This window comes from Streptomyces sp. CA-106110 (assembly GCF_050936285.1).
GTDB lineage: Bacteria > Actinomycetota > Actinomycetes > Streptomycetales > Streptomycetaceae > Streptomyces.
Genome location: NZ_JBNJNB010000001.1, coordinates 5,798,712 through 5,810,896 on the forward strand (window position 1 = coordinate 5,798,712; position 12,185 = coordinate 5,810,896).

8 protein-coding genes and 2 pseudogenes are annotated in these 12,185 nt (G+C 66.9%); 3 read left to right on the forward strand and 7 right to left on the reverse strand.

Annotation, left to right across the window (positions count from 1 at the left end; translation table 11 throughout):
• Positions 1-672 precede the first annotated feature (672 nt).
• From ltrA to ACQEXA_RS26715, 3 genes and pseudogenes are all read right to left on the reverse strand, one after another.
• The gene (ltrA, locus tag ACQEXA_RS26705) at positions 673-2,091 is read right to left on the reverse strand and encodes a group II intron reverse transcriptase/maturase (protein ID WP_433131268.1); all 1,419 of its coding nucleotides are present in this window, start codon (positions 2,089-2,091) and stop codon (positions 673-675) included.
• A 610-nt stretch (positions 2,092-2,701) separates the two neighbouring features.
• Positions 2,702-3,673 (reverse strand): annotated as a pseudogene (locus ACQEXA_RS26710) (ISAzo13 family transposase); the annotation flags it as partial.
• A gap of 82 nt (positions 3,674-3,755) precedes the next feature.
• Positions 3,756-5,117 carry a DHA2 family efflux MFS transporter permease subunit gene (locus ACQEXA_RS26715; protein ID WP_433131270.1) on the reverse strand — a complete coding sequence of 454 codons (1,362 nt, stop codon included), beginning with the start codon at positions 5,115-5,117 and terminating at the stop codon, positions 3,756-3,758.
• A 179-nt stretch (positions 5,118-5,296) separates the two neighbouring features.
• On the opposite strand from ACQEXA_RS26715, the gene ACQEXA_RS26720 reads away from it, so the two are divergent.
• The gene (locus tag ACQEXA_RS26720) at positions 5,297-6,334 is read left to right on the forward strand and encodes an RNA polymerase subunit sigma-70 (protein ID WP_432930691.1); all 1,038 of its coding nucleotides are present in this window, start codon (positions 5,297-5,299) and stop codon (positions 6,332-6,334) included.
• A 138-nt stretch (positions 6,335-6,472) separates the two neighbouring features.
• On the opposite strand, the gene ACQEXA_RS26725 is transcribed toward ACQEXA_RS26720, so the two are convergent.
• Complete coding sequence (locus ACQEXA_RS26725; protein WP_433131272.1) at positions 6,473-7,162, reverse strand: helix-turn-helix domain-containing protein; 690 nt, start codon at positions 7,160-7,162, stop codon at positions 6,473-6,475.
• Complete coding sequence (locus tag ACQEXA_RS26730) at positions 7,126-7,485, reverse strand: HAD family hydrolase (RefSeq protein ID WP_433134622.1); 360 nt, start codon at positions 7,483-7,485, stop codon at positions 7,126-7,128. The genes ACQEXA_RS26725 and ACQEXA_RS26730 overlap by 37 nt, the downstream gene beginning before the upstream one ends.
• Positions 7,486-7,909: 424 nt before the next feature.
• Here ACQEXA_RS26730 and ACQEXA_RS26735 point away from each other — a divergent pair, with 424 nt between their 5' ends.
• Both ACQEXA_RS26735 and ACQEXA_RS26740 read left to right on the forward strand, forming a co-directional pair.
• Positions 7,910-8,236: a DUF6233 domain-containing protein gene (locus tag ACQEXA_RS26735; protein WP_432930687.1), complete on the forward strand. Its 327-nt coding sequence runs from the start codon at positions 7,910-7,912 to the stop codon at positions 8,234-8,236.
• Between the two features lie 320 nt (positions 8,237-8,556).
• Positions 8,557-8,907, forward strand: a complete 351-nt coding sequence (locus ACQEXA_RS26740) for a hypothetical protein (RefSeq protein ID WP_433131274.1) — start codon at positions 8,557-8,559, stop codon at positions 8,905-8,907.
• A gap of 483 nt (positions 8,908-9,390) precedes the next feature.
• Here the strand turns inward: ACQEXA_RS26740 and ACQEXA_RS26745 are convergent, their stop codons facing one another.
• Both ACQEXA_RS26745 and ACQEXA_RS26750 read right to left on the reverse strand, forming a co-directional pair.
• Positions 9,391-10,812, reverse strand: coding sequence for an IS4 family transposase (locus ACQEXA_RS26745; protein ID WP_432920441.1), 1,422 nt, complete (start codon positions 10,810-10,812; stop codon positions 9,391-9,393).
• Between the two features lie 93 nt (positions 10,813-10,905).
• A pseudogene (locus ACQEXA_RS26750) lies at positions 10,906-12,086 on the reverse strand (MFS transporter); the annotation flags it as partial.
• Between the last annotated feature and the right edge of the window lie 99 nt (positions 12,087-12,185).

Consider the following 12,185-nt stretch of genomic DNA (forward strand, 5'->3'; position numbering starts at 1 on the left):
CAGACTTGCTGGCCCCCTTCGCCATGCACGCACCTCTCGTGCGCTCGGACTACTACGGGACCTCCGCCACGCACTGGAGCCGTCAGCCGACGACGGGCCTGCCCACCGGCTGACTGGGTGCCAGCCGGGAAGGGCGATTCCAGCACGCTTCCCACGTTCACCACTCTCCGGTCGACGAGCGAGCCGCCCAGCTCTACCCCGACAGCATCGCCACGCCTACGCCGCAGGCATTCAGCGTGGCCTTCTCACCAGCATCGAAAGACCGGCTTCGAAGTCGTCACCCGACGGGCGACGTGCGCTGCACCCAGCCCATATCCTCCAGATTGGAGCCGGTGGAACACTTACGGGACGTCAGGCACTGGTTCCTCTCGTACGGCGTCTCGTCTTGCTTGCCGGACACGCGCCGTCTGGAAGTACCGACGCGCTCCGTCGTTGTCAGGGCTGCTCCTACCTCCCCGCGCGTCTCCACGGATCGGCTGCCCTCAGCTTCACCGGACTGCTGCGACAGTCCGGCGGCAGGGGCCTTTCACCCCTGCCCGGTAACAGGTGAGGTCGACCCGGAGCGCGGTACTGGCCTCACGACCAGCCCGTTTCTCCGGGTCGCCTCCCGAACCCGGCGTGCACCGCTAAGCGCACCGGGCTCTCCACAAGTCCCGTGGGTCGGTGTTCACTTCATGCTGTGCTCGGCCACAGTGTCGGGATGCGTGTTCCCCGGTAGTAGTAGCGCTTTGCGCTCACTCTTGCCGGATCGAACAATTCCTTCCCGCCCTCGGCGGGCCAGATGCCGTAGCGTCGGCGTAGTACCTTCCAAGGAACGCGCCGATGCTTGCGCTCCTGCCATCTGATGATCTCCTTCCAGAGATAGGCCCTCAGATAGCTGAAAGTCGCGTTCGAGCACCCGTACTTGAAGTACGCGGTCCAGCCCCGCAGCATCCGGTTGAGCTGACGCAGCAGGTCTTCGAGCGACAGGTTCGTGCTCCGCCGGCATATCGTCTTCACCTTGGCCATGACGGCCACCAGGGCCTTCTTGGCTGGATAGACGTAGACGTACTGTTTGCCGGTGCCTCGCTTCTGGTGGCGCTGGATGCGCCAGCCGAGGAAGACGAGGCCCTCGTCGATATGGGTAATCAGGGTCTTCTCCGGCGACAGGCGTAAGCCCATCGTGGACAGGACCCCGGCGATTTCTTCCCGCAGGGCTTCAGCGTGTGCCTTGGTGCCCGACACGAGCAGGCACCAGTCGTCCGCATACCGCACGAGACGGTAGTTGGGCAGACCTTGACGGCGTCGCTTGGCCCTTCCATACGGGCTGGCTCCGGGGCCGCCCGGCCCTTGGGCGATATGCTCGTCCAGGACCGAGAGAGCCACATTGCTCAGCAACGGCGAAAGAATCGACCCTTGCGGAGTCCCAGCGTTGGTATCCACCAGCGTGCCGTCCTCATCGAGGATGCCAGCCTTCAGAAATGCCTTCACCAGATCCAAGACACGTTTGTCTCCGACCCGTTCCCGCACCCGGCCCATAAGAGCAGTGTGCGAGATTTCGTCGAAGCAGGCTTTGATGTCACCTTCAACAATCCACTCATACGAGCGGGATGCGAAATGGTGCACCTCGGCCACTGCGTCGTGAGCCCGGCGATTCGGACGGAATCCGTAGGAACACGGGAGGAAATTCGCCTCGAAAATCGGCTCCAACACCAGTTTCACGGACGCCTGGACTACCCGGTCTCGGATGGTCGCGACCCCCAAGTAGCGGACCTTGCCGCCAGCCTTGGGAATCGCGCGTCGCCGAGCCGGGAGGGGCCGGAAGGTGCGGGCTTTGAGATCATCTCGCAGTTCCGAAAGGAACCCCTCCAGCCCCCGCACGGACTCGATGTAGTAGGCGGTCTCGCCGTCCACTCCCGCCGTGCGCGCGCCCTTGTTATTCCGCACCCGATCCCAGGCCACCAGCAGGAAGCCCGGGTCCGCGGCGAGGTTGTACAGATCATCGAACCTGCGATGAGGGTCATCACTGGCCCAACGGTGCAGCTTGGTCTGGATTTCCAGTACCCGGCGTTCCGCCTTGAGTAAGACGTATTCCAGTTCGTCGGTATTCACCAACGGCCTCCCGGCATTCCAGCATCCTTATTGCCGACTTGCTGGCCCCCTTCGCCATGCGCGGACCTCTCGTCCGCTCGGACTACTACGGGGCCTCCGCCCCATCCCGCGCCTTCGACAGACGACGTATCTATCCCAAGAACCCGGATGGATTCCGGGCCCGGGGAACAACGCGAGATGGTTCCCGTGTTCACGGTGAATCGATCGGTCAGTCCGGCGCCCAGCTTTGCCCCGGCAGCATCGCCACGGTTACGCCGCAGGCTTTCGCCGTGGCCTCCCCACCGACACGCCAAGTCGGCTACGGAGTCAGCCCGCTCAACGAGCGAACTGTGCGCTACAACCCGGCCCATATCCACCAGATTTGAGCCGGTGCCACGCTTACGGAGCTTTACCACTGGTTCCTCTCGTACGCCCTCTGATCTCGCTCGCCGGACCCGGCCCGTCTGGTAGTTCCGAGCAGTCCCGGCTTTGTCAGCGCTGCTTCCCGCCCTCCCCGGCGTCTCCCGGATCGGACTGCGCTCAGCTCCCACCAGGCTGCTGCGACAACCTGGCGAGGAGGTCTCGCACCTCCTTCGATTCACCGCGCCTCACGGCGCACCGGCGCCTCGTGGCGCACTTCGATTTTGTTCCATTTCGACGTGCCCGGCGGAAAGTGGCAGACCGTGATCTCCAAGCCGCTCTCCAGGGCGAAGGCGGCCAGGTGCTTCTTCCACGTCCAGCGACGGGGATCGTTCGAGCCGGCGTCGGCGGTGATCAACAACCGGGTGGCGTCCGGGTGGTGCACCTGTCCGCGGCGCTGCCACCAGCGGCGTATGGACTGCACCGCGAACTCGGCGGTGTCGTGGTCGGTCCCGACGTTGACCCAGCCGGTGTTGGTGGCGATGTCGTAGATCCCATACGGGATGGCGACGGGCTGGTCGCTGGTAGTGAAGGTGTGGCAGTCGACTTTGATCGGGTCCATGCCCGGCCGCCAGGTGCGACCGGGCCGGTCACGGTTGCCAAGCCATTCCTTGGCCTTCGTGTCGACACTGATCACCGGCTGTCCGTCGTCGAGGAAGGCGGTGGCCGTGGCGTTCAGGTGGGCGAACTGGGCGTCGCGGTCCGGATGGCTGGCACCCTCGGTGGTCTTGACGGTGCCCTGCAGGCTATAACCCAGGCCGTGCAGCAGGCGCCCGACGGTTGCGGCACTGACCGGATGGCCCTGTGACGTCAAAGTCGAGGCCAGGGCCCGCAGCGACAAGGTGGTCCATCGCAACGGGGAGACGGGATCACCCCGGGTGTGCGGCTCGATCAACGACTCCAGCGCCGCTAGCAGGCCGGGGTCGGCGACGGTCAACGGCTTGCGGCCAGCTCCCGCAGCCCGGACCCGCCGCGTCGGCACCGGGTCCCCGGCCAGCTCGGTGACGCCACGCGCAATGGTGGCGGGACTGGTCCCGGAGGCGGCAGCAACCAGAGCGATCCCGCCGTGGCCGATGGCCGCGGCCTCGCTAGCCAGGTAGAGCCGACGGCGGCGCTCGTCGAGATGCGGCAGGATCCGATCGAACTTGGCCCGTAAGGCGGTGACGGGCGGACGCACAGTCATGGTCCACCGTCCCACCAACTTCGCCTGAACAAGCACTAATTGAAATACAAGCCCTGTTGGTTGTTGTGTTCGGACAGGGTGGTCAGGCGGTGGGGCTGCCCGCGTCGACAAGCCGCGCGGCCGGGGCCGACGCGGACCGGCTGGCGTGGCGGCCGTGCAGTGCCGAAGCGGTGCCCACCCCGAGCAGGGACATCGCGGCGACGATCTCCAGCGCGGGACGGAAGCCCGCGGCGAACGTGGTGGCCGTGCCGCCGGCGGCGGTGAACACGGTGGTCGCGATCGCGACACAGAACACGGCGCCCAGCCGTTGCAGAGTGCTGTTGGTGCCCGATGCCTTGCCCATCTCCTCCGGTCGCACCGCATTGATCGCCGCGGTGGCCGCGGTGGGCAGCGCCATCGAGATGCCGATACCGGCCACCACCAACGGCGCCACCAGCGTGGCATAGTGCGGTCGGCCGTCGGCGAGCAGAGCGAACCAACCCAGCCCCACGGCCTGCAACAGCAGACCGGTGGCCAGCACCGGGCGCCGCCCGATCCGGTCGGACAACCGCCCGGCGACCGGGGCGATCAGCAGCGGGGTGGCCGTCCACGGCAGGAGGTGCAGCCCGGTGCCCAGCGGCGAGTAGCCCAGCACCAGCTGGCAGTACTGCGCGATCAGGAACGCCGACGCGGTCACCGCGCCGCTCATCAGGAAGGCACTGGCGTTAGCCGCGGCGACGTCACGCACCCGGAACAACCGCGGCGGCAGCAACGGCGTGGCCGTGCGCCGTTCCCAGGCGACGAACCCGGCCACCAGCGCGAGCCCGAGCGCCAGCACGACCACGGTCTGCGCAGCGCCCCAACCGACCTCGCCGGCCCTCACCAGGCCCCAGACCAGCGCGAACACGCCCCCGGTCAGCAGGGCAACGCCGGGCACGTCCAGCCGAACTGCCTGCCCCCGCGACTCCGGCAGCCGGGCACCGGACAGCGCGAGCGCGGCGAGCCCGATCGGCACGTTCACCCAGAAAATCCAGTGCCAGTCCAGGCCTTGAGTCACGGCGCCGCCGACCAAGGGACCAGCGGCCACCGCCAGCCCGCCGAGGCCGCCCCAGATACCGACAATCGCGCCCCGCCGCTGCGGCGGGAACGCCCGGGTCAGGATGGTGAGGCTCAGCGGCATCACCGCGGCAGCACCGACCCCCTGCACGGTGCGCGCAGCCAGCAACGCCGCCACGCTCGGCGCGAGCGCGCAGCCGGCCGACGCCACCGTGAAAACCGCGAGACCGGCCATGAACACCGCCCGGCGTCCGTAGCGGTCGCCCAGCGCGGCCGCGGTGATGATGACCGCCGCGTAGGTCAGGCCGTAGGTGTTGACCGTCCATTGCAGCGTCGTCATCCCGGCGTGCAGGTCCCGCCCGATCACCGGCAGCGCGGTGGTGACCACCAGCGCGTCCAGCGCGACCATGAAGAACGCCACCGACGTGATCGCCAACGTCCAACCTGAACGGTGTGCCTGGTTCATCGAACTCAACTCCCTCGCTCTCGGTGTGTCTGTCACTCGTGCAGACACCGGCCCGGTCGCGAACGGAACGGTGCGCGCGGAATTTCTCGAAAAATGTCGGTGGGGCATGGCAGGCTGTGGTCGTGCAACAGGCCACCCTGGACCGGGCCCGCGCCGGAGACGAGCAGGCGTTCCGCGAGCTGACCGAACCGCACCGGCGGGAACTGCTGGTGCACTGCTACCGGATGCTCGGCTCGCTGACCGACGCCGAGGACGTACTGCAGGAGACCTTGGTCGCGGCGTGGCGTGGAATGGGCGGTTTCCAGCAGCGGTCGTCACTGCGCTCGTGGCTGTACCGGATTGCCACCAACCAGTGCCTCAACGCGCTACGCGCCGCCAGCCGGCGAGTCGTGCCCGAACCGGTGCCGCCGTTCCAGCCACCCGAGCCGACCAGCCGGGACGAGATCGCCTGGCTGCAACCGTTCCCGGACACCCTGCTGGACGGAATCGCCGACACCGCGCCCGGACCGGACGTGCGGTACCAGGCCAGCGAAGCGGTGGAACTGGCGTTCGTGTCCGCCTTGCAGCGGATGCCACCACGCCAGGCCGCCACACTCGTACTGCGCGACGTGCTCGGCTTCGACACCAATGAAGTGGCCGACATGCTCGGCACCAGCCAGACGGCGATCAAGGGCGCCCTGCAACGTGCCCGCGCCGCGGTGGACGCGGCGTCCGGGCGGGAGGGACCAGCGGACCGGCGCGGGTCAGCGGGGGAGCGCGACAAGGTGGCCCGTCGCTTCGCCGACGCCTTCGTCGCCGCCGACGTCGACGGCCTGATCGCGCTGCTCACCGACGACGCATGGCTCTCCATGCCGCCGGTGCCCCACCAGTACCACGGCCACGACGCGATCGCCGAATTCTTCCGGGCGGCATTCGACTACCGGGGCGAGCGCGAGGTATTTCTGCTGCCCACGTATGCCAACACGCAGCCCGCGCTCGGTAGCTATGTCAGCCAACCGGGCAAGCCGGTGGCCACGCCGGGCGGGCTCATCGTGCTCGACATCTCCGGCGAGCAGATCCGCGCGATCACCCGCTTCCACCTCGACGCCCTCTACCCACGCTTCGGCCTCCTCGAATCGGTACCGACCCAGGCCACGGCCGGCCCTGCGGGTGCCGATTAATCATCCGGCCTGTTCAGGCGGCATGTTGGTACTCGTGCAGGGTTCCTCCGAGTCGGTCTCGTTGACGGACCTCAAGATGCTTCACGTGCGCTGGCACGGTGATCGGTTGGGGTAGTGGGCGAAGCGGCGCGGCTTGTCTCAGTGTTCGGTGTGGTCGATGCCAGTTGTAGAAGTGTGCGCACCGACCGCAAAACCGGCAGGACCACCGTCAAGACCGTCTACGCCGTCACCAGCCTGACCGCCGAGGAAGCCACCTCCGCCCAGCTCGCGAAGCTCGTCCACGCCCAGCACTTCCACCTCGGGCAGCTCGGCGTCGGTCACCTCACGGGAGGCCGTGCGGAATGCGGACATCACCGTTGGCCAGGAGACGTGCAGGTCGCGGGCGGCCTGGACGACGGTGGAGCCGGCATCACGCACCCGCAGGGCCGCGGCGCGACGAAGCCGGGCAGTGATCCGGGCACCCGCCGGAATCTGGGGCACCTGCTCGGTGAAGGACTTTCGGACGCAGTCCGGCTCGTGGCAGTACCAGCGGCGTTTGAGCCATGCCAGCTCCAATCCCCGTTCCCCGTAGGAGAGATCACGTGGACGGGTGCGGACCAGGCCCTTCACCCGTAAAGCGAACGTCCCGCAGGACGGGCAGGCCCGCGCGGTCTCGTCCGCGGTGACCAGGTGCACCCGCCGGGTGCCGTCCGCCGGGTGCCGTCCGCCAGGCGCTCGACCCGCTCCACGGCCAGGCCGTCGAGGTCCAACAGCTTCGTCGTATCGTTGTCCAAGCCCGTGGTTCCATGTGATCAAGCTGCGTAAAGAACAGTCATGATCGATGGCCACGGGCGCCTTGCGTCCAGGGGCCCGGACAGCCAATCACTCACGCTGCGTGACAGGCACGAGCAACGACGGACATCGCACCCCCGCCTAACTTCGAAGACCCCGCTTAGCGGGACGCCACAAGCCGCGGCGGCGGCCTCAAAGAGGGCACGTTCTGGCTTCCGTGCTCCGATGCCTTCCGAGATGGCGACTCCGTCGAAGAGCGCGGCGAGCCCCGCCCTGTCGAGCTTGGCCCGCTGGATATCGACCGCCCCATTTGTTGCAATCCCCAGCTTCCACCCATCGCTCCGGAGCGCTTGGAGACCTCCAGGACCCCAGGAAAGCAGTGCACCGACCGAGCCACTCCGTCGACGTACTCACACCACAGGTCCTCGGCGCCGTCGGTGAGCCGTAGAACGTTTCGCAAGTAGACGAAGTCCTCGGGGTACGCCCGGTCTCGCAGCCTGGAAGTCACCAGCGCCGCGGCCTGATCTGGCAGTCTGCGCGAACGAGCGAAGGCGCCCGCCCATGCCTCCAAGCCGCCTTGCCGGTCGATCAGGGTGTTGTCGAGGTCGAATAGTGCGAGCACAGGGGGACGCTACGCGACGACTGCTGAGCCAGATCTTGGAAAGCCATGCACGGGGCTCACCCCTCGGCTGCCATGGAACGGACCGAACCCGTTTGGAGGGAAGCGTGCCTCAGAGTCACGAGGGAATCCTCGTTCCAGTGCTCCGCTTCCGGCAGGTAGCCCGCGATCCTAGAATCGAACACATGACCGAACTGTCTTCCGTCGAGCGCCTGGCCAAGTTGTGTGTCCTTGAAGAGTGGCTGGCCTGGCAGCTCGAGCACACCCGGCGGAAGATCGGTGACCTTGAGCAGCGGGTACGGACGACCGACGGCTACGTCAGTGAGCGAGAGCGCCGCGCCGGCCGACCCACGGGAACGACAATCCATGTCGCCGACTGCGCCAAGATCGACCACCCAGTCGCCACCCTCGACGCCACCACAGCCCAGTACGCACTCGTCAAGGACGGTGGCTTCCACCACCCCTGCGAGCACTGCCGACCAGACAAGGCCCTCGGAATCACGAAGGACTAGATGGAGCCCTGCCACCCGCTCGGGCAGCAGGCTGCGCTCTCCATCACAGTCGGACCGGGTTCCGCTGTGTGGCGACGCCTGAGCAGATGGCCTCCCGCAAGAGGTGATGGCATGGGCCCCGTTTCCGAGGGCCCATGGGGCATGCGTGGGCCAGGCAGCCCCTCCGGATGCGGAAACCGCTCGCGACCAGGGCCTTCATGGTGCACATTTGACACTCTATCGCACCGTTTAGGCGCTGCCCCACGCTTCAAGGAATCGCTTGCGGTCGTCTGACGTCTCGTACGTCCGGCGACTGGCGACTGGCGACTGGCGAGCAGGACGTGCCAGGCGGCGGTCTCGGCGTCACGCAGCCACAGTTTCCCGAGGTATCGGCCACCGACTCCGAACGTGTTGTGATCCAATGCGCCGCCGATCACTTCGGCCACGGCGTCGCGCTGTTGCTGGTCGAGCTCCTCCAGAAAGCTGAGCACGCGGCCGGCGATGCCCCCTTCGTTTCCGTTGATCACGCGATCGAAGAAGGGACCGCCCGCGTTAGCAGGAACAATGTTCCAGGTGGCTTCACCTCCCACATCCCTCAGCGAATCCCAGAACTCACGCCCTTCGGGAGTGCCTGGCAGAGGGAGCGCGGCGAAGAGGTCGACCAGATGGCCGTTGGCCGCTTGGTTGTATGAGACGTCGCAGGCTGCCGCGGAAGCAATCTTGGCGACGTGCCCGGTGTTCAGACCTCCACCTTCTGGCCAGTCCGGTGGACTGTTGAGTTGGTGGGTGAGGTGCTGGGCCAGCTCGTCATCTTCGTCTAGGTAACGCCGGACGATCACAAGTCCCGCTGGTTCAGTGCGACATGGCGCTTAAGGCAGCTTCTCTCCACACGGCAGCCTGCCCAACTGGGCAGTGATCCAATGAGGTTTTCTCAGTGGCGCGATTCTTCCCATCCCGTTTGGCGCTGATCGTCGCGATGACAGCTCCGTCGCTGACTGGGAGCGACATGTCAACGAGCAGCGCCTCTGCCATCGGGCAGAACGTTGCGCGAGATGGTCTGTTTCAGGATGCCTTTTGGTCGGCGGGCTTCTTGATCTCGGTGGTCACCCGTGCCCCTCGGAAGAGCACCGGGAGCCACAGGAGACATGCCAGCAGGGGGACCAACGTCGCTTGATTTAGGCAGCTGATGCCATCTGTCGAGGCGGAGGCGACGTCTCGTCATATGTGGTGATCTGCGGGATGGCTGGGCTGTTCGGTGGTGCGGGGCGTTGGTCTTGGGGGAAGAGCTGGAGCTCGATGGTGTGGGTGACGTGGGTGGTGGCCGGTTCGTCGGGTCGCAGGCTGCGGTAGCCGGTGCCGCTGCGCTTGGTGGCGCGGGGTGCGGCGCGTCCGGGGCGGGGCTTGACGGCCTCGCGGATCAGGTCGTCCTGGACGTCACGGACCTTGGCGGTCAGCTGGCGAGGGGAAAAGTCCGCGCCGACGGAGCGTCGGGCGGCGGCGAGGGTCTGCTTGAAGCTGATGTGCGAGACGGGGAGGTGGGCGCGGTGGGCGGAATCGGCGGCCAGCTGGTGGAGGGCCTGGTAGACGCACAGCATGGCCCACAGTTCCTGCTCGACCATGGCGGGGCTGTTCGAGCGGAGGGTGGCGGTTCGCCCGCCGCGCTGCTCGATTTTGATGTGTTTGAAGATCGTTTCGCTGGTCCAGCGCGCCGTGTACAGCTCCGCCAGCTCGCGGGCGGGCGCCGAGGCCGGGTCGAGCAGCGTGGTGATCAGACAGAACAGCTCGGAGGTCTCCCCGCTCGCCCCGTCCTTATCGAGGGTGGTGGTCAGCACCGTGTACTCGATCACCCGCACCGTGATCCGCGCCCCGCGCGGGCCGTTGAGGTGGGAGAGGTAGGTGCCGTCCGACAGGACGTGATCCACCGGCAAGGTGAAGGAGTCCGAGACGCGCCAAAGGAGTTGGGCGCCCCTGTCCGCGGCGGCCTGCCACAGGCCGAAGGCGGGAAAGCCTCGGTCGGCCATCACGAGCATCCCCGTGTGCAGGTGCACCAGCAGGCGCCGTGCCAGGGTCCGCTCACCCACCGCGAAGGAGTCGAAGACCGCGCCGATCATCGCCTTGGTGCCGCACTCCACCAGTGCCAGCAGCCGTACCTGCGGATACGGACCGGGCCGGCCTCCGTTGGAGGCGCGGGTGTAGGCGGCGGCGTTCGCCTCGCTGTCCGGCACGTCGAGCAGGGAGCCATCCAGGGAAGCCAGGCGCAGGCCACGCCAGAAGGCACCGGGGGTGGCCGGACTCCCGCTCGCCCCTGCGACCCGGTCGAACAACAACCGGAGCGGACCGGGCCCCACTCGCTGGCGGGCCAACGTCAGTGAGCCCGTGCCGGCCGGCCGCCACTCCTCACCCCGTCGACGCGGCCAATGCTCCACCAACTCCCGCAGCACCAGCCCGTATCCGTTTCCCGTGAACAGCCACATCGTGAGCACGAAGTACACCACCAGCCGCGACGGCAAGGACCGAGTCCGCTCCTCCCGCGCCCCAGCCTCGTCAACCACAAAGTCAACCAACTCGGGCGTAAAGGTCCGCGACAGCAGCCCCATCCGGATCCGCTCCGGGTACGTCTCACCAGCTATGTGACCCCTCGACACAAGAGCGAGATGATAGGCGATCTTAGACTATCCAAGCGACGTTGGCAGGGGGACTGCGGCGTAGGTGGCCATGCCCACACTGGAGCCCATCCCGTCCATGAGCGCGCCGAGGACGAGATAGCCGATGCCGATGAGCGCCGACTCCACGAATGCGATCATCGACAGCAGGCTCGCCCGGTGGCGCGACGGCACGGCCTCGTTGAACACGTTGTCCACGATCACGGCGGTGATCTCGGGAATCCCGACCAGGGCCAGGAACGCGGCGATGGTGACCCAGACAAGGCCGAGGCCGCTCAGGCCAAGTGCCGCGGCGAGCGTCAGGAGAGACACCGGGGCTATGACCCGATACCCGATGCGCCGGTCCGCGCGGTCCGACAGCAGCGGAGTGAGCCCGCCGGCGATGAATCCCGCCGATATGACCACGCTGACCAATGCGGTGCCCGCTCCCTGATCGGAGAGGGTCTTCTGCGTAAAAATGATGTACGGCGTCAAAGTCGCATGCATCAATCCGGACACCACGACAAGCGTCACGAGCGCCGGCGTGGCGACCCGAAGCATCGCCGCCATGCTGTGACGTCGCCGTGCTCCTCCTCGGCTCCCTCCTGCTCGTCCACCGCGTCCGCGCCGCGGATCTCGGGCACCTCTGACATCAGCACCACCACGGCCAGGACGAGCCACGCCGCCGAACCGACGTAGACGACTCCCCAGGAAATCTGCTGCAGTTGGCCGCCGAGGACGATGGCGGCTCCCGAGGTGACCGTCCCGAGCATGGTGAACCGGGACTTGATCCTGACGTAGCTGGCCGTTGCGCCACGACGCACGAGCAGGTCGTACAGCAGGGCGGTGTCCGAACCGGACACACATGCCATGCCTACACCCTGCCCGATGAACAGCGCCAGGAACACCCAGTAGTTGGAGAACGACACCTGACCGAGCAGACATCCAGCTATCAGCATCTGGCCGATCACGATGCTGGCACGCCTGCCGATTCGGTCGGCGATGACTCCCGTCGGCAACTCCGCAAGTCCGCTGACCAGGTAGAGCAGTGTCTGCAGTAGGGCCACTTGCGCGGCGGAGAAGCCGCGCTGATAAAGGAAGATCACGAATACGCCGCGCTGGAATAGCGAGTTGGTGAGCACGGCGTATACGTAGAATGGGCACGTGATACTTCGTGCTGCGTTGTCGACTGCAGCCGACCCGCTAAGGGCCTCCGTGGTGCCGGTCATGCTGCGGGCTCCCTGGTGACTCCGGTGATCATTAGTGTTGGGCCTCCGCCGCCGCCCGGAACCTCCAGTCCATACTTCGCGCAGGAAATTGGGCCAGAC

Coding starts and splice junctions, on each gene's coding strand:
- ACQEXA_RS26745 (WP_432920441.1), bottom strand. CDS start 10,812: ATGGGGCTGCTGTCGCGGACCTTTACGCCCGAGTTGGTTGACTTTGTG.
- ACQEXA_RS26735 (WP_432930687.1), top strand. CDS start 7,910: ATGACCGAACTGTCTTCCGTCGAGCGCCTGGCCAAGTTGTGTGTCCTT.
- ACQEXA_RS26715 (WP_433131270.1), bottom strand. CDS start 5,117: ATGGTCGCGCTGGACGCGCTGGTGGTCACCACCGCGCTGCCGGTGATC.